Origin of the sequence: Tepidimonas aquatica, assembly GCF_007556585.1 — a bacterium.
GTDB classification, from domain to species: Bacteria; Pseudomonadota; Gammaproteobacteria; order Burkholderiales; family Burkholderiaceae_C; genus Tepidimonas; species Tepidimonas aquatica.
The window spans coordinates 1-19912 of sequence record NZ_VJNA01000017.1; the positions used below are offsets into that span (position 1 = coordinate 1).

General features: G+C 70.3%; 22 protein-coding genes and 1 tRNA gene. 15 read left to right on the forward strand and 8 right to left on the reverse strand.

What is annotated here, in order from left to right; translation table 11 throughout:
- Positions 1-22: 22 nt before the first annotated feature.
- The 6 genes from Taqua_RS07725 to Taqua_RS07750 all read right to left on the reverse strand — a co-directional run bounded on the left by Taqua_RS07725 (position 23) and on the right by Taqua_RS07750 (position 4729).
- Positions 23-835 (reverse strand): cache domain-containing protein, encoded by an 813-nt coding sequence (locus Taqua_RS07725; protein ID WP_144326133.1) that lies wholly within the window; start codon positions 833-835, stop codon positions 23-25.
- Between the two features lie 220 nt (positions 836-1055).
- Positions 1056-1148: transfer RNA gene (locus Taqua_RS07730), tRNA-Ser, on the reverse strand.
- Positions 1149-1192: 44 nt separating this feature from the next.
- A complete protein-coding gene (locus Taqua_RS07735; RefSeq protein ID WP_144326134.1) occupies positions 1193-2491 on the reverse strand; it encodes a tryptophan--tRNA ligase in 1299 nt (432 codons plus the stop codon).
- Positions 2492-2522: 31 nt separating this feature from the next.
- Positions 2523-3191, reverse strand: a complete 669-nt coding sequence (locus Taqua_RS07740; protein WP_144326135.1) for a site-2 protease family protein — start codon at positions 3189-3191, stop codon at positions 2523-2525.
- Positions 3192-3216: 25 nt separating this feature from the next.
- Positions 3217-3855: an L-threonylcarbamoyladenylate synthase gene (locus Taqua_RS07745; RefSeq protein ID WP_144326136.1), complete on the reverse strand. Its 639-nt coding sequence runs from the start codon at positions 3853-3855 to the stop codon at positions 3217-3219.
- Positions 3856-3871: 16 nt separating this feature from the next.
- The gene (locus Taqua_RS07750; protein WP_144326137.1) at positions 3872-4729 is read right to left on the reverse strand and encodes a 3',5'-nucleoside bisphosphate phosphatase; all 858 of its coding nucleotides are present in this window, start codon (positions 4727-4729) and stop codon (positions 3872-3874) included.
- A gap of 39 nt (positions 4730-4768) precedes the next feature.
- Between Taqua_RS07750 and murJ the strand changes: the two genes are divergently transcribed.
- A complete protein-coding gene (gene murJ / locus Taqua_RS07755; RefSeq protein WP_144326138.1) occupies positions 4769-6331 on the forward strand; it encodes a murein biosynthesis integral membrane protein MurJ in 1563 nt (520 codons plus the stop codon).
- A 4-nt stretch (positions 6332-6335) separates the two neighbouring features.
- Positions 6336-7187, forward strand: coding sequence for a SirB1 family protein (locus tag Taqua_RS07760; RefSeq protein ID WP_144326139.1), 852 nt, complete (start codon positions 6336-6338; stop codon positions 7185-7187).
- A 14-nt stretch (positions 7188-7201) separates the two neighbouring features.
- On the opposite strand, the gene purM is transcribed toward Taqua_RS07760, so the two are convergent.
- Positions 7202-8233, reverse strand: coding sequence for a phosphoribosylformylglycinamidine cyclo-ligase (gene purM, locus Taqua_RS07765; RefSeq protein WP_144326140.1), 1032 nt, complete (start codon positions 8231-8233; stop codon positions 7202-7204).
- A 38-nt stretch (positions 8234-8271) separates the two neighbouring features.
- On the opposite strand from purM, the gene Taqua_RS07770 reads away from it, so the two are divergent.
- Genes Taqua_RS07770 through folK form a run of 5 tightly spaced genes read left to right on the forward strand, consistent with a single transcriptional unit; the run spans position 8272 to position 12863 of the window.
- Positions 8272-9351 (forward strand): AI-2E family transporter, encoded by a 1080-nt coding sequence (locus Taqua_RS07770; protein ID WP_144326141.1) that lies wholly within the window; start codon positions 8272-8274, stop codon positions 9349-9351.
- A gap of 3 nt (positions 9352-9354) precedes the next feature.
- Positions 9355-10062: a DnaA regulatory inactivator Hda gene (gene hda, locus Taqua_RS07775; protein WP_144326142.1), complete on the forward strand. Its 708-nt coding sequence runs from the start codon at positions 9355-9357 to the stop codon at positions 10060-10062.
- On the forward strand, positions 10059-10784 hold the full coding sequence (locus tag Taqua_RS07780) for an HAD family hydrolase (RefSeq protein WP_246094658.1): 726 nt from the start codon (positions 10059-10061) through the stop codon (positions 10782-10784). Before hda ends, Taqua_RS07780 begins: the two co-directional genes overlap by 4 nt.
- Complete coding sequence (gene pcnB, locus Taqua_RS07785) at positions 10781-12403, forward strand: polynucleotide adenylyltransferase PcnB (RefSeq protein WP_144326143.1); 1623 nt, start codon at positions 10781-10783, stop codon at positions 12401-12403. The genes Taqua_RS07780 and pcnB overlap by 4 nt, the downstream gene beginning before the upstream one ends.
- Positions 12396-12863 (forward strand): 2-amino-4-hydroxy-6-hydroxymethyldihydropteridine diphosphokinase, encoded by a 468-nt coding sequence (folK, locus tag Taqua_RS07790; RefSeq protein WP_144326144.1) that lies wholly within the window; start codon positions 12396-12398, stop codon positions 12861-12863. The genes pcnB and folK overlap by 8 nt, the downstream gene beginning before the upstream one ends.
- A gap of 22 nt (positions 12864-12885) precedes the next feature.
- On the opposite strand, the gene pdxH is transcribed toward folK, so the two are convergent.
- Positions 12886-13518, reverse strand: a complete 633-nt coding sequence (gene pdxH, locus Taqua_RS07795) for a pyridoxamine 5'-phosphate oxidase (RefSeq protein WP_144326145.1) — start codon at positions 13516-13518, stop codon at positions 12886-12888.
- 42 nt (positions 13519-13560) lie between these two features.
- Between pdxH and Taqua_RS07800 the strand changes: the two genes are divergently transcribed.
- The 8 genes from Taqua_RS07800 to fabF all read left to right on the forward strand — a co-directional run bounded on the left by Taqua_RS07800 (position 13561) and on the right by fabF (position 19910).
- Positions 13561-14190, forward strand: a complete 630-nt coding sequence (locus Taqua_RS07800) for a YceD family protein (protein WP_144326146.1) — start codon at positions 13561-13563, stop codon at positions 14188-14190.
- 44 nt (positions 14191-14234) lie between these two features.
- On the forward strand, positions 14235-14417 hold the full coding sequence (gene rpmF / locus Taqua_RS07805) for a 50S ribosomal protein L32 (RefSeq protein ID WP_132961972.1): 183 nt from the start codon (positions 14235-14237) through the stop codon (positions 14415-14417).
- 54 nt (positions 14418-14471) lie between these two features.
- Positions 14472-15509, forward strand: a complete 1038-nt coding sequence (gene plsX, locus Taqua_RS07810; protein WP_144326147.1) for a phosphate acyltransferase PlsX — start codon at positions 14472-14474, stop codon at positions 15507-15509.
- 35 nt (positions 15510-15544) lie between these two features.
- On the forward strand, positions 15545-16564 hold the full coding sequence (locus tag Taqua_RS07815; RefSeq protein WP_144326148.1) for a beta-ketoacyl-ACP synthase III: 1020 nt from the start codon (positions 15545-15547) through the stop codon (positions 16562-16564).
- A gap of 16 nt (positions 16565-16580) precedes the next feature.
- Positions 16581-17534 carry an ACP S-malonyltransferase gene (fabD, locus tag Taqua_RS07820; protein WP_144326149.1) on the forward strand — a complete coding sequence of 318 codons (954 nt, stop codon included), beginning with the start codon at positions 16581-16583 and terminating at the stop codon, positions 17532-17534.
- A gap of 46 nt (positions 17535-17580) precedes the next feature.
- Positions 17581-18330: a 3-oxoacyl-ACP reductase FabG gene (gene fabG / locus Taqua_RS07825; protein WP_144326150.1), complete on the forward strand. Its 750-nt coding sequence runs from the start codon at positions 17581-17583 to the stop codon at positions 18328-18330.
- Between the two features lie 88 nt (positions 18331-18418).
- The gene (gene acpP / locus Taqua_RS07830) at positions 18419-18658 is read left to right on the forward strand and encodes an acyl carrier protein (protein WP_043703749.1); all 240 of its coding nucleotides are present in this window, start codon (positions 18419-18421) and stop codon (positions 18656-18658) included.
- A gap of 7 nt (positions 18659-18665) precedes the next feature.
- Positions 18666-19910: a beta-ketoacyl-ACP synthase II gene (fabF, locus tag Taqua_RS07835; RefSeq protein ID WP_144326151.1), complete on the forward strand. Its 1245-nt coding sequence runs from the start codon at positions 18666-18668 to the stop codon at positions 19908-19910.
- The last annotated feature ends 2 nt before the right edge of the window (positions 19911-19912 follow it).

Here is a 19912-nt window from a genome sequence, read left to right on the forward strand (position 1 = left end):
GCGTTCTTGTGCAGTCGAACCATCATGACTTTTGCCTCCGTAGTTCCTCGATCAGCTCACGCATCGTCTCGCGACCTATGAATAATGCACGACGTCGCGGATCAATGCAATCGTCCGGGACCTGACACTCAGCCACCGCGTGCGCTGGGTCGGCGCGGCGCAGTTGCACAAACAGCTGCTGCAGCGCTGCCGTGTCGGAGCCGGGCATCGAGCTCAGCACGAACCCCTCATCGTCGACGACGTGGGCTTGCCAGCCGGGTGGCAGGCTGGAAGCGCGCACCAGGTCGTCGAACCACTCCTTTTGCAGCGCGGCAAACAAGGCCATTTGCAGGGTGCCCTGGTCGTCGCGCACGGGGTAGCCGTACACGAGGCCACGGTGACCGCTGATGCGGCCCACGACCAGCTCGCCCGCGGTCATGTCGTGGGCCTGCAGCGTGGCCTGGAACCATGCGCGGTCGTTGACACGCACCGGCAACGTTGTCCCTGGTGGCGCAGGACGGCCGCTGCAAAACACCGTGCCATCGGGACGTACGGCCCCAAGGTTGTTGAACGTGGGGTACACCAGCATCAGCCGCGCGGCCAGGTCGTTGCAGGCGGCAGGGGCGGCGTCGGAGACTTCGTCCGCACGCGACATCATCGTCAGCACGCGCCGCAGCTCGGCTTGCACGTCCCGCTCGCGCGCCAGTACCGCCGCGCGCACGGCGTGCACCTCGGCCGCGATGGCCGCCACCGCCTGCTGCCGCTGGCGCTGGTGGTCCAGGTACGACAACGCCAACAGCGGCACCACCGCCAAGGCGACGATCAACCAAAGCCGCGCACGCAAGGAATTCCACATGGTCGAAGGACGAGGGATCGGCAGTGCAGCCTGCGTTACGCTGCACCTTGGCTTTGTAACACAGTCACGACCCACGGGGACAGCGGCGCGCTGCGCCGCCGGGGGCGCAGCATGTGGTTGGGCTGGGCGAGGGGGTTAGCCGCGGCCGGCGACAGGCTGTGGCTTGGGAGGGCGTCCGGCGGCTGAGACAGCCTCGGCGCCGCAGCGGCGGCGCCAGCGGTGGCGGAGAGAGAGGGATTCGAACCCTCGATACGGGGAAGACCCGTATACCGGATTTCGAGTCCGGCGCATTCGACCACTCTGCCATCTCTCCGCGGTCGAACCGAAGCCCTGCATTGTAGCAGGCCGCGGACTGGTTCAGGCGTCGCGCAGCAGCGCCAGCGCGGCTTCGACGTGTTCGGCGTCGGCGTGGACCGTCACCTGCGCGTGCAGGTCGGGGCAGGCGGCCCAGCCCTCGGCTTTGAGCCGCGCCACCGCCTGGCCGGCCTGGCGCGGGGACTCGAAGCCCGTGCTTTGCAGCAGCAGGTGGCCTTTGGCGTCGGTGAGCTTGAAGTAAAACCGCCCGTCGGCTTCGCGGTACTGTTTGAACACGGGCCGCGCGGCTTTGGCCGCGGGCTCAGGCGTGGGTGCAGCGGCCAGGTCGGCCAACGAGCGCAGCCCCACCGCGCGCCGCAACCGCTGCGCCAGCGGGGTGGCCACTGCGCGCGCTTTGGCGGCACCGGCTTGCAGCATCGCCTCGACCCGCGCCGGGTCGGCCATCAAGTCATCGTAGGTGGCGCGCAGCGGCGCGATTTCGCGGTCGATGCGTTCGAACAGGCGCTGCTTGGCTTCGCTCCAGGCGATGCCGGCGGCCAGGTCGCGCGCGAACTGCGCGGTTTCGTCGGCGCTGGCGAACGCCTGGTACAGCTGAAACACGGCGTTGCCCTCGGTGGGTTTGGGCTCGCCGGGGGCGCGCGAGTCGGTGACGATGCCCATGATGAGGCGACGCAGTTGCTCGCGCGGCGCAAACAGCGGAATGACGTTGTCGTAGCTCTTGCTCATCTTGCGCCCGTCCAGGCCGGGCAGCGTGGCCACCTGCTCGTCGATGATCGCCTCCGGCAGCGTGAAGTGTTCGCCGTAACGGTGGTTGAAGCTGGCGGCCAGGTCACGCGCCATTTCCACGTGCTGGATCTGGTCGCGCCCCACGGGCACGCGGTGGGCGTTGAACATCAGGATGTCGGCCGCCATCAGCACCGGGTACATGAACAGCCCCATCGTCACGCCGTCGTCGGGGTCGCGCCCATCGGCGAGGTTTTTGTCCACCGCGGCCTTGTAGGCGTGGGCGCGGTTGAGCAGCCCCTTGCCGCACACGCACGACAGCAGCCAGGTGAGTTCCGGGATTTCCGGGATGTCGGACTGGCGGTAAAACGTCACGCGCTCGGGGTCCAGCCCACAGGCGATCCAGGTGGCGGCGATGTCCAGCGTCGAGCGCTGCACGCGCACCGGGTCGTGGGTGGAGATGAGGGCGTGGTAATCGGCCAGGAACAGAAAGCTTTCGATGCCCGGCTCGCGGCTGGCGCGCACGGTGGGGCGAATGGCCCCGACGTAGTTGCCCAGGTGGGGGGTGCCCGAGGGCTTGATGCCGGTGAGGACGCGCACGGTTGCGGGGGTTGGCATGATCGGAACAGACGACAGATGGGGTAGGGCGTCAGAACAGCAGCCAGCGCAGCGGCGCCAGCACCAGCTGGATGGCCTGCAGGGTCAACTGCATCAGCGGGCGCAGCCACAGCGCGCTGACGACACCGGTGATGACCAACGCCATCACGATAAAAAAGCCGTACGGCTCCACGCGCGACAGCGCCAGCGCCTGGCGCAGCGGCAGCAGGCCCACCAGGATGCGTCCGCCGTCCAGCGGCGGCAGCGGAAACAGGTTGAAGGCGAACATCACCACGTTGACCAGCACGCCGGCGCGCGCCATGCTGTGAAAGAACGGCTCTTCGATGGCCAGCGCCGCAAGCAGGTAGCTCAGCGCCGCCCACAGCAGCGCCTGCGCCAGGTTGGCGCCCGGGCCGGCCAGCGCCACCCAGACCATGTCGCGCTTGGGGTGGCGCAGCCGCCCAAAGTCCACCGGCACCGGTTTGGCGTAGCCAAACAAAAAGTTGCCTGCCGTCGCAACGTACAGCAGCAGCGGCATCAGCACGGTGCCGATGGGGTCGATGTGCGGCAACGGGTTGAGTGTGATGCGGCCCAGCCGCTCGGCCGTGGGGTCACCGAAGTGGCGTGCGGCGTAGCCGTGCGCGGCTTCGTGCACGGTGATGGCGAACAGCACCGGCAGCGCGTACACGGCGATGGTTTGGATCAACGCGGCGAGGTCCATGCGCGTATTGTCGCAGCCGCTCGGGTCAGGCCAGGCCCAAGGCCGCCAGCGCCCCGCGTCCGTGGCGGATGACCACCGGATCGTCGCCGCGCCCCATGGGGGTGAGGTCCACCACCGTGGTCGGCTCGGCAGGGCAGGCGCCGGCATCCAGCACCGCGGCCAGCTCGTGCTGCAGCCGTGCCTGGATGGCGTGCGCGTCGTTCAGCGGGGTGTCGTCGCCGGGCAGCAGCAGCGTGGTGGCCAGCAGCGGCGCGCCGTGCAGTTGCAGCAGCGCCAGCGTCACTGCGTGGTCGGGCACGCGCAGCCCGATGGTTTTGCGCGCCGGGTGGCTGACGCGCCGCGGCACTTCCTTGGTGGCTTCGAGGATGAAGGTGTACGGCCCCGGCGTGGCGACCTTGAGCAGGCGGTACTGACGGTTGTCGACGCGGGCGTACTGCGCCAGCTCCGACAGGTCACGGCACAGCAGCGTCAGGTGGTGGCGTTCGTCGACGCCACGGATGCGGCGCAGCCGCTCCACCGCCGCTTTGTCGTCCAGGTGGCACACCAGCGCGTAGCTGGAGTCGGTCGGCACGGCCAGCACGCCGCCGCCTTGCAGCGCCTGCACGGCTTGGCGCAGCAGACGCGGCTGCGGGTTGACCGGGTGCAGCTCGAACCGTTGGGCCATGGTGGACGCGCCGTGTTCAGTGCAGCACGCGGTGGGCCAGCAGCTCCCACACCGGGGTCAGGCGTCCATCCAGATACGGCAGCGCCCCCAGGTCGCAGTGCGATTCGGCGGGGCTGTGAAAGTCGCTGCCGCGCGAGGCTGCCAGCCCAAACTCCAGCGCCAAGTCGGCGTAGCGCGCGATCTCGGCGCTGCTGTGGCTGCCGGTGACGACTTCGAGTGCCTGCCCACCGTGCGCTTTGAACTCGGCCAACAGTGCGTACTCGTGCGTTGGGGTGGGGTGGGCGTAGCGCGCCGGGTGGGCCAGCACGGCGATACCACCGGCGTCACGGATCCAGCGCACCGCATCGCCCAGCCGGGCCCATTGGTGTTCGACGAAGCCGGGCTTGCCCTCGGTCAGAAAGCGGCGAAACACCTCGTGCGTGTCGCTGCACACGCCGGTCTCGACCAGGTAGCGCGCAAAGTGGGTGCGTGAGATCAGCTCTGGGTTGCCGACGTAGCGCAGCGCGCCTTCGAACGCGCCGCGGATGCCGACGGCGGCAAGTTGTTCGGCCATCGCGCGCGCGCGGCGCTCGCGCCCGCCGCGCGTGGCGGCCAGGCCCTGCACGAGCTGCGCATCGTCCGGGTCGATGCCCAGCCCGACGATGTGCACCGTCAGCCCCGCGAAGGTGACGGAAATTTCCACCCCGCACAGGTACGGCAGGCCCAGCGCCCGCGCGGCGGCGGCGGCGCGGTGCTGGCCGCCCACTTCGTCGTGGTCGGTCAGCGCCCACAGCTCGACGCCGTTGGCGTGGGCGCGCGCGGCCAGCGCTTCGGGTTCCAGCGTGCCGTCCGAGACGGTGGAGTGGCAGTGCAAGTCGGCGTTGAGCAGGGCCATGGTGGCAGCCATTGTAGGCGCGCCGCTACACTGGCGCCGATGTCGCTGTTCAAATCCGCTTCCGTCGTGTCGTTGTGGACGCTGGCGTCGCGCGTCACGGGGCTGGCGCGCGAGCTGTTGATCGCCGCCACCTTTGGCGCCAGTGCCCTGACCGACGCCTTCAACGTAGCGTTTCGCATCCCCAACCTGCTGCGGCGGCTGTTTGCTGAAGGGGCGTTTTCGCAGGCGTTCGTGCCGGTGCTGGCGGCCACGCGCACGCAGCAGGGCGACGCGGCCACGCGCGCTCTGATCGACCACGTGGCCACCGTGCTGGTGGCAGCGTTGCTGGTGACGTCGCTGCTGGGCGTGCTGGCCGCGCCGCTGCTGGTGTGGGCCATGGCCGCGGGCTTGCGGCAAACGCCGCAGGGGTTCGAGGTGGCGGTGGTGCTGACGCGCTGGATGTTTCCCTACATCGGCTTCATGTCGCTGGTGGCGCTCAGCGCTGGCATCCTCAATACCTGGCGGCGTTACGCGGTGCCGGCGGCCACGCCGGTGCTGCTCAACGTGGCCATGATCGCCGCCGCCGCGTGGGGCGCGCCGTGGCTCGGTCAGCGCGGGGTCGAGCCGATCTACGCGCTGGCCGGTGGCGTGATGTTGGGTGGGGTGTTGCAGCTGGGGCTGCAGATCCCGGCGCTGGCGCGGCTGGGTGTGCTGCCGCGCTTGCGCCTGCGCCCGGCGGGGCTGCGCGCGGGCTGGCAGCACCCCGGCACGCGGCGCATCCTGGCGCTGATGGCGCCAGCGCTGCTGGGCGTGGGGGTGGCGCAGGTTTCGCTGCTGATCAACACCCAGATCGCCTCGCACCTGACGCCCGGCAGCGTGTCGTGGCTGACCTACGCCGACCGGCTGATGGAATTTCCGACCGCGCTGCTGGGCGTGGCGCTGGGCGTGGTGCTGCTGCCGCAGTTGGCCGCGGCGCAGGCCAGCGGTGACGGCGCGCGCTACAGCGAGCTGCTCGATTGGGGCCTGCGCTGGGTGGTGCTGCTGGCCGTGCCCAGCGCGGTGGGTCTGTTGACGCTGGCCGAGCCGCTGGTGGCGGTGCTGTACCACTACGGCGCGTTTGGCGTGGCCGACGTGCGCCAGACCGCGATGGCGCTGATGGGGTACGGCGCCGGCCTGTTGGGGCTGGTGGCCATCAAGGTGCTGGCGCCGGGCTACTACGCCCGCCAGGACATCCGCACCCCGGTGCGCATCGCCATTGTCGTGTTGGTGTGCACGCAGGCGTTCAACGCGCTGCTGGTGCCGCACCTGGCGCACGCGGGTTTGGCGCTGGCCATCGGGCTGGGGGCACTGCTGAACGCCGGCTGGCTGCTGTGGGGGTTGCGCCGGCGCGGCGCCTACACGCCGCAACCGGGCTGGAGGCGCTTTGCCTTGCAGGTGGGGGTGGCGGCGGCGCTGCTGGCGGCCTACCTGTTGTGGGCACAGCAGGCGCTGGACTGGTTGGACGCGGCGCGTCGGCTGGCGCGCATCGGCTGGCTGGTGGCGGTGCTGGCGGGCGCGGCGCTGCTGTACTTTGGGGCCTTGGCGGCACTGGGTTTGCCGCTGCGCCGATTTGTGCGAAAGTAGCGCCATGGAATGGAGTGCGCAGGCGCCAACGTCGCTGGACTACTTTGCCGCGCTGGTGGCGCAGGACGATGGCTTGCCGCTGCTGGAGGCGGTGGCTGCGGTGGCGCTGGACGAATACCCCGAGCTGGACCTGCAGGCGGTGCTGGACGATGTCGAGCGTTTGCTGCAGCGCCTGCGCCGCCGCCTGCCCGCCGACGCCGGCACGCTGCACCGGCTGCGCCTGCTGAACCACTATTTCTTTCGCGAACTGGGCTTTGGCGGCAACATCAACGATTATTACGACCCCGACAACAGCTACCTGCACCTGGTGCTGCAGCGCCGCCGGGGCTTGCCGATCACGCTGGGGGTGTTGTGGCTGGAGCTGGCGCGCGGCATCGGGCTGCGCGCCGACGGCATCAATTTCCCCGGGCACTTCCTGGTCAAGGCGCAGCTGCCGCACGGGCAGGTGATCGTCGATCCGTTTACCGGCCAGTCGCTCAGCCGCGAGGATTTGATCGAACGGCTCGAGCCGTACAAGCGCCGGCAGGGGCTGATCGACGACTTCGACGTGCCGGTGGAGCTGTTTTTGCAGCCGGCCGCGGCGCGCGACATCGTGGCGCGGGTGCTGCGCAACCTCAAGGAGATCCACCGCAGCGGGCACGACTGGACGCGCCTGCTGGCGGTGACCGAGCGGCTGGTGTGCCTGCTGCCGCACGACTGGGCCGAGCGGCGCGACCGCGGCCTGACGTGGGCCGAGCTGGGTCAAACGCAGCGTGCCTTGGCTGACCTGGAGGGCTACCTGCACCACCAGCCCGACGCCAGCGACGCCGACACGGTGGCCGCGCGCGTACAAGCGCTGCGCCAGGGGCTGGGCTGACGGGCGCCGCGCCGTTAGCGCACCACCACCGCCGCGCCATCGCCGCGCGGCGCGATGGTGCCGATCGTGTAAACCGTCTCGCCGTGGGCGCGCAGCGTCGCTGCGGTGGCGTCGGCGTGCTCGGCACCGACGACGACCACCATGCCGATGCCGTTGTTGAAGGTGCGGTTCATCTCGTGGTCGTCGATGCCGGCGACGCGCTGCAGCCAGGCGAACAGCTCCGACCGCGGCCAGCTGCCTTGGACCAGGTGCGCGGCCAGCCCCTGCGGCAGCACGCGCGGGATGTTCTCCAGCAGCCCGCCGCCGGTGATGTGGGCCAGTGCCTTGATCGGGTGGCGCTGCAGGGCCGCCAACACCGGCTTGACGTACAGGCGGGTCGGCGCCATGATCGCGTCGCGCAGCGCGCGGCCGTCCAGCGTGGTCGGCAGGTTGCCGGCGGCGCGTTCCAGGCATTTGCGCACCAGGCTAAAGCCGTTGGAGTGCACGCCGTTGGAGGCCAGCCCCAGCACGACATCGCCCACCCGCACGTCAGCGCCGGTGAGGATGCGCGACTTTTCCACCACGCCGACGCAAAACCCGGCCAGGTCGTACTCGCCCGGCGGGTACATGCCGGGCATTTCGGCCGTTTCGCCGCCGATGAGCGCGCAGCCCGACTGCTCGCAGCCCGCCGCGATGCCAGCCACCACCCGCGCGGCGGTGTCCACATCCAGCTTGCCACAGGCGAAATAATCCAGAAAAAACAGCGGCTCGGCCCCTTGCACCAAGACGTCGTTGACGCTCATGGCCACCAGGTCGATGCCGACCGTGTCGTGCATGCCCCACTCGAACGCCAGCTTGAGCTTGGTGCCGACGCCGTCGGTGCCGCTGACCAGCACCGGTTCCCGGTAGCGCTTGGGGATTTCGAACAGCGCGCCAAAGCCGCCGATGCCAGCCAGCACGCCTTCGCGCAACGTGCGCTTGGCCAGCGGCTTGATGCGCTCCACCAGCGCGTCACCGGCGTCGATGTCGACGCCAGCGTCTTTGTAGGAAAGGGGTGTCGTGTTCATGGGGTCGGTACAATCCGGCCCGATTGTACGGTGACCCGATGCCACCCACGCTGAAACTTCAACAGGCCTTGCCGTGGCTGGCCCTGGCGCTGGCCACGTGGTGGCTGGTGGGGCGGCTGGCGCCGGTGCTGTTTCCGCTGCTGCTGGCGCTGGTGCTGGCCTACGTGCTGGCGCCGCTGGTGCAGTGGCTGCACGCGCGCCGCGTGCCGCGTTGGTTGGGGGCGGGGTTGGCCCTTGCGCTGGTGTGCACGTTGCTGCTGGCGCTGGTGCTGATCATCGTACCGGTCATCGTCAAACAGTGGCCGCTGTTGCGCGAGCAGATCCCGGCGCTGCTGGAACGCCTCAACGCCTGGCTGGTGCCGCATGCGCGGCGGCTCGGGCTGGACATCGCGGTCGACGTCGACGGCGTGCGCCAGCTGCTGCGCAGCCTGCTCAGCGGCCACGAGGAGCAGGTGCTGGCGCACCTGCTGTCGTCGTTGCGCATTGGCGGCAGCCTGCTGGTGGCAGTGCTGGGCAACGCGGTGTTGATGCCGGTGGTGGCCTACTACCTGCTGCTGGACTGGCCGGCGTTGGGTGCGCGTGTGCAGGCGCTGGTGCCGCCACGCTGGCGCGCGGCGCTGGGCAGCTGGTGGGCCGAGACCGACGCGGTGCTGGGGCAGTATCTGCGCGGGCAGCTGCTGGTGATGGGGGCGCTGGCCGTGTACTACGCGGTGGCGTTGCGGCTGGTGGGGCTGGATCTGGCGTTGCCAGTGGGGGTGTTCACCGGGCTGGCGGTGTTTGTGCCGTACGTGGGCTTTGGCGTCGGCTTGGTGTTGGCGCTGCTGGCGGCGCTGCTGCAATTTGCCGACCCGTGGTCGGTGGCCGCGGTGGCGGCGGTGTATGGCGTCGGCCAGGTGCTGGAGAGCTTTGTACTCACCCCGCGCTGGGTGGGCGAACGCATCGGCCTGCACCCGGTGGCGGTGATCTTTGCGTTGATGGCGTTTGGGCACCTGTTCGGTTTTGTCGGCGTGTTGCTGGCGCTGCCGGCGTCGGCGGTGGCGCTGGTGGCGCTGCGGCGGCTGCAGGCGCTGTACCTCAGCAGCCCGCTGTTCGGCCCGCCGCCCGCGCGCGGGGAGTGAGCCGTGCGCCAGTTGACGCTCGACCTGGGGCTGGCGCCGCTGCCCACGCTGCAAGCCTTTGTGCCCGATGGCAACGAAGCGGCCGTGGCGCTGCTGCGCCAGTGGCTGCAGCAGCGCCCGGCGGTGCCGCTGTACCTATGGGGGCCGCCGGCCAGCGGCAAGACGCACCTGCTGCGTGCCGCCGCACAGGCGCTGGCCGAGCAGGGGGAGTGCGCGGGCTGGCTGGACGCTGGCGGCACCCAACCACAGCCTTTCGACGAGCGCTGGGCTGCCATCGTGCTGGACGATGTGCACCGCTACGACCCGTTGCGGCAGGCGGCGGCGTTCAACTGGTTCGTCCATGCCCAGGCGCCCGACCGTGGCGCGCCGCGCCCGGTGCTGGCCGCGGGTGACGCGCCGCCGGCGCAACTGCCGTTGCGCGACGACCTGCGCAGCCGCCTGGCGTGGGGCCAGGTGCAGGCGCTGCAGCCGCTGCCGGAAGCCGCTTGCCGCGCGGTGCTGCAGCAGGCGGCCCACGCGCGCGGCTTCGCGCTGCCCCCCGAGGTGCTGGACTACGTGCTGACGCGGTTTGCGCGCGACCTGGGCAGCCTGATGGACCTGCTGCAGCGGCTGGATGCCTACGCGCTGCGCACCCAGCGGGCGGTGACGGTGCCGCTGCTGCGCGCCATGTTGGCCGACGACGCGCACGAACAGAGGGACACCCCACGATGACGATGCTGCATGCGCCAGCCCCCGCCCCGCACGACGCCGCCGGGCGTGTGCCGGTGGCGCTGTTCGACCTGGACCACACGCTGCTGCCGCTGGACTCGGACTACGAGTGGGGGGTGTTCACCACCCGCATCGGTTGGACCGACCCGGTGGCGTTTGCACGCCGCAACGACGCCTTTTTTGCCGACTACCAGGCGGGCCGCCTGGACGTGCATGCTTACGTGGCGTTTGCCACCGAGGCGATCCGCCGTGCCGGCCCGCAGGCCGCGGCGGCGGCGCATGCGCGCTTTATGGCCGAAGTCATCGAGCCTGTGCTGCGCCCCGAGGCGCGCGCGCTGGTGGCGGCACACCGCGCGCGCGGCGAGCGCGTGGCCATTGTCACCGCCACCAACGAATTCGTCACTGCCCCGATCGCGCGCGCCCTCGGCGTGGACGAGCTGATCGCCGTGCGGCTGCAGCGCGACGCCAGCGGCTGGATCACCGGACGCATCGACGGCGTGCCGTCGTTTCGTGAAGGCAAGGTGCAGCGCGTGCAGGCGTGGCTGCAGCAGCAGGGCCTGTCGCGCGAGCAGGCGCACCTGACGTTTTATTCCGACTCGACCAACGACCTGCCGCTGCTGCAGTACGCCGACGTGCCCGTGGCCACCAACCCCAGTGCGGCGCTGCGCACGCTGGCGCGCCAGCGCGGTTGGCGTATCCTCGATCTGTTCGAGCCCAAGCCATGATCAAAAAACTGATCGACAAACTGCTGGACAAAACCGTGCGCACCACGCTGCGCCGCCCCCGGTGGGGCAAGCGCGAGGACGTGCCGGCAACGGTGCACGGCATCGACCCCTCCCTGGTCGACGGACGTGCCATCGACGTTGTGCACACGCTCAAGCGCGCTGGCTACGAGGCCTACATCGTGGGCGGCGCGGTGCGCGACCTGCTGCTGGGCCTGCGGCCCAAGGATTTCGACGTGGCCACCAACGCCACGCCTGAGCAGGTCAAGGCGCTGTTTCGGCGCGCGTTCATCATCGGGCGGCGCTTTCGCATCGTGCACGTGGTGTTTGGGCGCGGACGTGAGCACGAGGTCATCGAGGTGTCGACCTTTCGCGCCTATCTCGACCCCAGCCAGGCCGAGCCGGTGGTGGGCGACGAGCGCAGCAAGCGCGCGCTGGCTGGCGTGGCGCTGGCGGTGGACGCCAGCGGCCGCGTGCTGCGCGACAACGTCTGGGGTCCGATCGAGCAAGACGCCGCGCGGCGCGACTTCACCATCAACGCCATGTACTATGACCCGGAAACGCAGACCGTGGTCGACTTCCACCACGGCATCCGCGACGCGCGCAAGCGCGTCATCCGCATGATCGGCGACCCGGCCACGCGTTATCGCGAGGACCCGGTGCGCATCATCCGCGCGGTGCGCTTCGAGGCCAAATTGAGCCGCCTGGGCTTCAAGCTGGACGCCAAGACGCGCGCGCCGATGGCGGCCCACCTGCACCTGCTGGCCGACGTGCCACCGAGCCGGCTGTTCGACGAAATGCTCAAGTTGCTGCAGACCGGACACGCCATCGCCAGCGTCGAAGCGCTGCGTGCCAACGGCCTGGCGCGCGGCATCTACCCGCTGCTGGACGTGGTGGTGGAGCGCGCCGACGAGCCGTTTGTGCGCGCGGCGCTGCTGGACACCGACCGCCGCGTGGCCGAGGGCAAGCCCGTGGCACCGAGCTTTTTGCTGGCTTGCGTGCTGTGGCAGGACGTGCGTGCGGTGTGGCAGCGCCGGGTGCAGGCGGGCACGCCCACCTTCCCGGCGCTGGCCGAAGCGGTGGACGAGGTGTTCGAAGCGCGCATCGGCGACGTGTCGGGCCGCGGCAAGCTGGGCGCCGACATGCGCGAGATCTGGATGATGCAGCCGCGCTTTGACAAGCGCACCGGGCAGTCGCCGTTTACGCTGGTGGAAGCGCCGCGCTTTCGGGCCGGGTTCGACTTTTTGCGCCTGCGCGCGCAGGTGGGCGAAGTCGAGGAGGAGCTGGCCCACTGGTGGGAGACGTTTAGCCAGGCCAGCGAGCCGGTGCGGCGCGACATGATCGAAGCGGTGCGGCTGGAGCAGCAGCGCGCCCAGCGCGGTGGCAAGGGTGCGCGGACGCGGCGCGCGCGCGCCGACGACACCGCACCCCCTGCGGTGCCCGCCGCGCCGGCGACCGAGGCGCCGCCGCCCGCCGGCGAGGACGCACAGGCCAGCGACGGCGAGGACGCACAGGCCAGCGACGGCGCCCCGGCGCGCAAGCGCCGGCGCCGCCGCCGCAAGCCCGCTGGCGGCGGCCAAGGGGACGGCGCCGCGCCCGGCGCCGCCACACCCGATGCGTGACGCGGTGGTGGCCTACGTGGGCCTGGGGGCCAACCTGGGCGATGCGGCGGCGCGGTTGCGCACGGCGCTGGGTTGGCTCGACGAGCTGCCGCAGACCCGTTGCGTGGCGGCTTCGGGGTTGTGGCGCAGCGCGCCGGTGGACGCCGACGGCCCCGACTACTGCAACGCCGTGGCGGCGCTGCGCACGCACCTGACGGCGCCGGCGCTGCTGCAAGCGTTGCAGGCGCTGGAGGCGCGTGCGGGCCGCCAACGACCGTACCGCAACGCCCCGCGCACGCTGGACCTGGACCTGCTGCTGTACGGCGGCGCGCGCATCGCGTCGCCGTGGCTGACGGTGCCGCACCCGCGTCTGGCGCAGCGCGCGTTTGTGCTCGTGCCCCTGCGCGAGGTGGCCCCGCACCTGGTCGATGCCGCCGCGCTGGACGCGGTGGCCGGGCAGGCCATCCGCCCTTGGGGATGACCCAACGCTTGACCGCCAGGGCTCAGGGCGCCAGGCGCTCGCGAATCCACTGGCCGTCGTGCCACCGGTAGCGCAGCCGGTCGTGCAGCCGACTCTTGCGTCCTTGCCAGAACTCCCAACGGTCGGGCTTGAGCCGGTAGCCCCCCCAGTGCGGCGGGCGCGGCGGGTTCATCAGAAATTGCGCCGCGTACTTGGCGGCGTTGGCCACCAGCACCGCGCGGCTGTCGATCACCTCGCTTTGCGGGCTGGCCCACGCGCCAATGCGGTGGTCCAGCGGCCGGCTGGCGAAGTAGGTGTCGCTTTCTTCGGCGCTGACGGGTTCGGCCACCCCCTCGATGCGCACCACGCGCTCCAGCTCCACCCAGTGGAACTGCAACGCGGCGTAGGGGTTGCCGGCCAGCTCGCGCCCCTTGCGGCTGTGGTAGTTGGTGTACCAGACGATGCCGCGCTCGTCGTAGCCCTTGATCAGCACCACGCGCGTGCTGGGCCGCAGGTCGCTGCCCACAGTGGCCAGCGTCATCGCGTTGGGTTCGGGCAGTTCGGCGCGGATCGCCTCCTGCAGCCACTGGTCGAACTGGCGCAGCGGGTCGGGGTGCGACGCTTCCTCGCTCAGCTCGGCCTTTTCATAACTTTTGCGCAACGCGGCGATGTCCATGCGGGCAAGTATCGCACGCGCCGCCAGGGGATAATGCGTAGCATGCACGACACCGCCCTGCACGATTGGATCGACCTTGATACGCTGGCGCGCAGCGGCCAGTGGCTCGAGGGGCGGCAGCCCATCGACCGCCTGGCGCGCGTGCGCGCCGAGGCGCCTGAGCTCGACGCGCGTGACCACGCCGGCGTGGCCTGGCGCGTCTGGGCGGAGTGGCGCGAGCCGCCCGTGGCGGTGGCCGCCGCACTGCGTGCGCTGGGTGGCGCGCCGGCGGCACGGCAGCTGTGGCTGCGGCTGCAGATCCACGGCGCGGTGCCGTTGGTGTGCCAGCGTTGCCTGGAGCCGTACTGGCAGCCGCTCGAGGTGGATCGGTGGTTTCGGTTCGTCGCTGACGAAGCCACCGCCGAGGCCGAGGACGAGCACTGCGAGGAAGACCTGCTGGTGCGCAGTGGCCCACGCTTCGACCTGCGGGGCCTGATCGAAGACGAGCTGCTGCTGGCGGCGCCGTTGGTGCCGCACCACCTGCAGTGCCCCACACCGTTGCCGTTGGCGGCGGGCGACCGCTTGGGCGCCGTGGACCGCCTGCCCGATGCCGAAGTCGGCGACGATGTGGCCGCCGGGCCGCGCCAACCGCTTGCGGTGCTGGCCAGCTTGCGCAAAGGCGGCAGGCTATAATATGAAGTTTCGTTGTCAGCCCCACCCACGGTAAGGATTCGATCATGGCCGTTCAGCAAAACAAGAAGTCGCCCTCCAAGCGCGGCATGCACCGCTCGCACCAGGCGTTGTCGGTGCCCGGCATCGCGGTGGAGCCCACCACGGGCGAAGTGCACCTGCGCCACCACATCAGCCCCAACGGTTTTTACCGTGGCCGTCAGGTCATCAAGTCCAAGGCTTCGGCCTGATCACCCGCCTGGGCGGGTCGGCGGCGGTGCCGCATCCGCCTCTTGCGCGCAAACGTGGTGCGTATCGCCGTCGATTGCATGGGGGGCGACCACGGCCCGGCGGTGACGCTGCCGGCCTGTCGAGCGTTCCTGCAAAGCCACCCGCACGCTCACCTCTTGCTGGTGGGGTTGCCTGACGCCCTGCGGGAGGTTGCAGGGTGGGTCGACGGTCGTTGCTCGGTGGTGCCGGCCACCGAGGTCGTCGCCATGGACGACCCGGTGGAAGTGGCCCTGCGACGCAAGAAAGACTCATCGATGCGTGTGGCCATCACGCTGGTGCGTGACGGCCAAGCCGACGCCGCCGTGTCGGCCGGCAACACGGGCGCGCTGATGGCCATCGCGCGCTACGTGCTCAAGACGCTGGACGGCATTGACCGCCCCGCCATTGCCACCCAGATTCCCAACGCCCGCGGCGGCGCCACGACGATGCTGGACCTGGGCGCCAACGTCGACTGCAGCGCCGAACACTTGCTGCAGTTTGCCCTGATGGGCTCGGCGCTGGTGGCGGCCACCGGCGGGCGCGCGCAGCCCAGCGTCGGACTGCTCAACATCGGCGAAGAGGTCATCAAGGGCAACGACGTCATCAAGCGCGCCGGCCAGTTGTTGCGTGAGGCCGCCGCGCGGGGCGACCTCAACTTCCACGGCAACGTCGAAGGCAACGACATCTTCAAAGGCACCACCGACATCGTCGTGTGCGACGGCTTTGTCGGCAACGTCGCGCTCAAAGCCAGCGAAGGCTTGGCGTCGATGGTGGGGGGCTTTTTGCGCGAGGAATTCGAGCGCAACCTGTACACGCGCCTGGTGGCGTTGCTGGCCTTGCCGGTGCTGCGCGCGTTCAAGCGCCGGGTGGACCACCGGCGCTACAACGGCGCGGCGCTGCTGGGGCTGCGTGGCCTGGTGTTCAAGAGCCACGGTTCGGCCGACGCGCTGGCGTTCGAGCACGCGCTGGCGCGTGCGTATGATGCCGCCGGCGCGCAGTTGCTGCAGCGCGTGCAGGCGGGCATCGCCCACGCGGCGCCGCTGCTGGTCCCTGCGCCGGCGGCGGGCGACTGACGCGCCGCTTCGATCAACCCAACCGCGATGCACCGATGACCCTGTACGCCCGCATCACCGGCACCGGCAGCCACCTGCCGGCGCGGCGCCTGACCAACGACGACATGGCCGCGCTGCTGGCGCAGCGGGGCTTACAGACCAGCGACGAGTGGATCGTCGAGCGCACCGGTATCCGCACACGCCACTTCGCGGCCGATGGCGAGATGGCCAGCGACCTGGCGCTGCAAGCCAGCCTGCAGGCGCTGGCCGCCGCCGGCCGACAGCCGCACGAGGTGGACCTGATCGTCGTGGCGACTTCCACGCCGGACATGGTGTTTCCCTCCACCGCCACCATCCTGCAGCGCAAGCTGCACGAGGCCGCGCAGGCGCAAGGCGGGCACGGGCCGATCGGTGCCGCGGCGTTCGACGTGCAGGCGGTGTGCACCGGCTTCATCTACGCGCTGACGGTGGCCGATGCGTTGATCCGCACCGGCACGGCGCGCTGCGCGCTGGTGGTGGGGGCGGAGGTGTTTTCGCGCATCCTCAACTTCGACGACCGCACCACCTGCGTGCTGTTCGGCGACGGCGCGGGCGCCGTGGTGCTGGAGGCCACCGAACACGACGGCAGCGGCCCCGGCGTGCTGGCCACCGATATCCACGCCGACGGGCGCCACACCGGCATACTGTGTGTGCCGGGCACGGTCGCCGGCGGCCAGGTGCTGGGCGACCCGCTGCTGCGCATGGACGGGCAGGCGGTGTTCAAGCTCGCCGTCGGTGTGCTGGAAGAGACCGCCCGCACCACGTTGGCCAAGGCGGGCATGACGGAAACCGACCTCGATTGGCTGGTTCCGCATCAGGCCAACATCCGCATCATGCAAAGCACCGCGCGCAAGCTGAAGCTGCCGATGGAGCGTGTGGTCGTCACCGTGGACCAGCACGGCAACACCTCGGCGGCGTCGATCCCGCTGGCGTTGGACCACGCGGTGCGCGCCGGCCGCATCCAACCCGGCCAGCTGCTGATGCTGGAGGGTGTGGGCGGCGGCTTCACGTGGGGCTCGGCGCTGGTGCGCTACTGAGCAAGGAGTCGTTTCGATGACCGCATTCGCGTTCGTTTTTCCTGGGCAAGGCTCGCAGTCGGTTGGCATGCTCGACGGCTGGGGCGGCCATCCGGTGGTGCGTGCCACGCTGGAGGAGGCGTCCGACGCGCTGGGCGAGGACATCGGCCGCCTGATCCACGAAGGGCCCAAGGAGGCGCTGGCCCTGACCACCAACACCCAGCCGGTGATGCTGGTGGCCGGGGTGGCCGCATGGCGCGTGTGGCAAGCCGAAGGTGGCGCCGACCCGATCGCCGTGGCCGGTCACTCGCTGGGCGAATACTCGGCGTTGGTGGCGGCCGGTGCGCTCAGCCTGACGGATGCGGCGCCGCTGGTGCGGTTTCGGGCGCAGGCGATGCAGCAGGCGGTGCCGGTGGGGGCGGGTGCGATGGCGGCCATCCTTGGGCTCGACGCCGAGGCCGTGCGCGCCGGTTGCGCCGAAGCCCAGGCCAGCTTTGCGCCCGACAGCGGCGAGGTGGTCGAGGCGGTCAATTTCAACGACCCGGCGCAGACCGTGATCGCCGGCTCCAAGGCCGCGGTGGCCAAGGCGTGCGAGGTGCTGAAGGCGCGTGGCGCCAAGCGGGCGCTGCCGCTGCCGGTGTCGGCGCCGTTTCATTCGAGCCTGATGCGCCCGGCTGCTGAGGCCCTGCGCGAGCGCCTGGCCACGGTGCCGCTGCAGGCGCCGCGCATCCCGGTGGTCAACAACATCGACGTGGCGGTCGAGACCGACCCGGCGCGCATCCGCGATGCGCTGGTGCGCCAGGCCGCCGGCCCGGTGCGTTGGGTCGAATGCGTGCAGGCGCTGCGCGCGCGCGGCGCGCAGGCCATCGTCGAATGCGGGCCGGGCAAGGTGCTGCTGGGGCTGACCAAGCGCATCGACCCGCAGGCGCAGGCGGCGGCGCTGTACGATCCGGCCACGTTGACCGAAGTCAAGGCGCTGCTGGCCGCCTGAGGCCAGCAGCGCGTGCCACGGGCATTCAAACAGGGAAAACCTTGCCATGTCAGAACTCAGCTTCCAGGGCCAGGTGGCGCTGGTCACCGGCGCGTCACGCGGTATCGGCGCCGCCATCGCGCGTGAGTTGGCCCAGCGTGGTGTGCGTGTGGTCGGCACCGCCACCACCGACGACGGCGCGCAGCGCATCACGCAAGCGCTGGCCGGCTTCGAGGGCTGCCGCGGCGCGCGGCTGGACGTCAACGACGGCCCGGCAGCCGACGCGTTGGTGGAGGCCATCGTCAACGAGCACGGCGCGTTGCACATCCTGGTCAACAACGCCGGCATCACGCGTGACATGCTGGCCATGCGTCTCAAGGACGAGGACTGGGACGCGGTGTTGGACACCAACCTCAAGGCGGTGTTCAGGTTGTGCCGCGCCGCCATTCGCCCGATGATGAAGCAGCGCTACGGCCGCATCGTCAACATCACCAGCGTCGTTGGCGCCGCCGGCAACCCCGGTCAGGCCAACTACGCCGCTGCCAAAGCCGGTGTGGCCGGCATGACGCGCGCGCTGGCGCGCGAGCTGGGCAGCCGGCGCATCACGGTCAACTGCGTGGCGCCGGGCTTCATCGAAACCGACATGACCGCCAGCCTGCCGCCACAGCAACAGCAGGCACTGCTGGCGCAGATTCCGCTGGGGCACCTGGGCAAACCGGCCGATGTGGCGCACGCGGTGGTGTTCGTGGCCAGCCCGCAGGCAGGCTACATCACCGGGCAGGAGTTGCACGTCAACGGCGGCATGTTCATGGCCTGACACCGGCCGGGCACGCGCGGCTTGTCCCCCACGCGGGCAGGCCCGCTACAATGCCGGGGCATTTTTCAACCACCCGACGAGGGAACCCATGAGCGACATCGAAGCACGCGTCAAGAAGATCATCGCCGAGCAGCTCGGCGTGGAGGAGAGCCAGGTGACCCCCGAGAAGGCGTTCGTCGCCGACCTGGGCGCCGACTCCCTCGACACCGTGGAGCTGGTGATGGCCCTCGAAGACGAGTTCGGTATCGAAATCCCCGACGAGGACGCCGAAAAGATCACCACCGTGCAGCAGGCGATCGACTACGCCAAGGCGCACTACAAGGGCTGAGCCTGCGATGAGCCGCCGCCGTGTCGTCGTGACCGGCTTGGGCTGCATCAGCCCCGTGGGCAACACGGTGGCTGAGGCCTGGGCCAATGTGCTCGCCGGCCGCTCCGGCATCGACCGCATCACCAAGTTCGATGCCAGCGCCTTTGCCTGCCAGATCGCGGGTGAGGTGCGCGGCTTCGACGTCGCTGCGTACCTCCCGCCCAAGGAGGCACGCACGATGGACACCTTCATCCACTACGGTCTGGCGGCCGCGGCGCAGGCGGTGGCCGACGCCGGCCTGCCCACCGGCGAGCAGCTGTCGGAGGACGAGGCGTGCCGCATCGGCTGCGTGATCGGCTCCGGCATCGGTGGGTTGCCGCTGATCGAAGCCACGCACACCGAGCTGACCGCGCGCGGCCCGCGGCGCATTTCGCCGTTTTTCGTGCCGGCCTCGATCATCAACATGATCTCGGGCCATGTGTCGATGCGCTACGGCTTCAAGGGGCCCAACCTGGCCGTGGTGACGGCCTGCACCACTGGTTTGCACTGCATCGGCGAAGCCGCGCGGCTGATCGAGTACGGCGACGCCGACGTCGTGGTGGCCGGGGGCGCCGAAGCCACCGTGTCGCCGCTGGGCATCGGCGGCTTTGCGGCGATGCGTGCGCTGTCAACCCGCAACGACGACCCGCAGGCGGCGTCGCGGCCGTTCGATAAGGACCGTGACGGCTTCGTGCTCGGCGAGGGCGCCGGTGTGATGGTGCTGGAAGCCTACGAGCACGCCAAGGCGCGCGGCGCGCGCATCTACGCCGAGGTGGCCGGCTACGGCATGAGCGCCGACGCCGGGCACATGACCGCGCCGAACATGGACGGTCCGCGCCGCGCCATGCTCAACGCCTTGCGCAACGCGGGCGTCAACCCCGACGAGGTCGATTACCTCAACGCCCACGGCACCTCGACGCCGCTGGGTGACGTCAACGAAACCAACGCCATCAAGGCGGCGCTGGGTGAACACGCACGCCGTGTCGTGGTCAGCTCCACCAAATCGATGACCGGCCATCTGTTGGGTGGGGCGGGCGGTCTAGAGAGCGTGTTCACCGTGCTGGCGGTGCACCACCAGCAGATTCCGCCGACGATCAACCTGGCGCAGCCAGACCCCGAGTGCGACCTCGACTACTGCGCCAACACCGCGCGCGATGCCACGATCCGGGTGGCGCTGAAGAACAACTTTGGCTTCGGCGGCACCAACGGCACGCTGGTGTTCAAGCGCGTCTGAGG

Excerpts from the sequence above, each read along its gene's own strand:
- Taqua_RS07760 (WP_144326139.1), top strand. The coding sequence starts at position 6,336 with ATGGAATGGAGTGCGCAGGCGCCAACGTCGCTGGACTACTTTGCCGCG.
- Taqua_RS07750 (WP_144326137.1), bottom strand. The coding sequence starts at position 4,729 with ATGGCCCTGCTCAACGCCGACTTGCACTGCCACTCCACCGTCTCGGAC.
- Taqua_RS07770 (WP_144326141.1), top strand. The coding sequence starts at position 8,272 with ATGCCACCCACGCTGAAACTTCAACAGGCCTTGCCGTGGCTGGCCCTG.
- purM (WP_144326140.1), bottom strand. The coding sequence starts at position 8,233 with ATGAACACGACACCCCTTTCCTACAAAGACGCTGGCGTCGACATCGAC.
- fabF (WP_144326151.1), top strand. The coding sequence starts at position 18,666 with ATGAGCCGCCGCCGTGTCGTCGTGACCGGCTTGGGCTGCATCAGCCCC.
- folK (WP_144326144.1), top strand. The coding sequence starts at position 12,396 with ATGCGTGACGCGGTGGTGGCCTACGTGGGCCTGGGGGCCAACCTGGGC.
- Taqua_RS07800 (WP_144326146.1), top strand. The coding sequence starts at position 13,561 with ATGCACGACACCGCCCTGCACGATTGGATCGACCTTGATACGCTGGCG.
- Taqua_RS07735 (WP_144326134.1), bottom strand. The coding sequence starts at position 2,491 with ATGCCAACCCCCGCAACCGTGCGCGTCCTCACCGGCATCAAGCCCTCG.
- Taqua_RS07745 (WP_144326136.1), bottom strand. The coding sequence starts at position 3,855 with ATGGCCCAACGGTTCGAGCTGCACCCGGTCAACCCGCAGCCGCGTCTG.
- pcnB (WP_144326143.1), top strand. The coding sequence starts at position 10,781 with ATGATCAAAAAACTGATCGACAAACTGCTGGACAAAACCGTGCGCACC.
- fabD (WP_144326149.1), top strand. The coding sequence starts at position 16,581 with ATGACCGCATTCGCGTTCGTTTTTCCTGGGCAAGGCTCGCAGTCGGTT.
- Taqua_RS07780 (WP_246094658.1), top strand. The coding sequence starts at position 10,059 with ATGACGATGCTGCATGCGCCAGCCCCCGCCCCGCACGACGCCGCCGGG.
- fabG (WP_144326150.1), top strand. The coding sequence starts at position 17,581 with ATGTCAGAACTCAGCTTCCAGGGCCAGGTGGCGCTGGTCACCGGCGCG.
- Taqua_RS07725 (WP_144326133.1), bottom strand. The coding sequence starts at position 835 with ATGTGGAATTCCTTGCGTGCGCGGCTTTGGTTGATCGTCGCCTTGGCG.
- acpP (WP_043703749.1), top strand. The coding sequence starts at position 18,419 with ATGAGCGACATCGAAGCACGCGTCAAGAAGATCATCGCCGAGCAGCTC.
- rpmF (WP_132961972.1), top strand. The coding sequence starts at position 14,235 with ATGGCCGTTCAGCAAAACAAGAAGTCGCCCTCCAAGCGCGGCATGCAC.
- murJ (WP_144326138.1), top strand. The coding sequence starts at position 4,769 with ATGTCGCTGTTCAAATCCGCTTCCGTCGTGTCGTTGTGGACGCTGGCG.
- Taqua_RS07815 (WP_144326148.1), top strand. The coding sequence starts at position 15,545 with ATGACCCTGTACGCCCGCATCACCGGCACCGGCAGCCACCTGCCGGCG.
- Taqua_RS07740 (WP_144326135.1), bottom strand. The coding sequence starts at position 3,191 with ATGGACCTCGCCGCGTTGATCCAAACCATCGCCGTGTACGCGCTGCCG.
- pdxH (WP_144326145.1), bottom strand. The coding sequence starts at position 13,518 with ATGGACATCGCCGCGTTGCGCAAAAGTTATGAAAAGGCCGAGCTGAGC.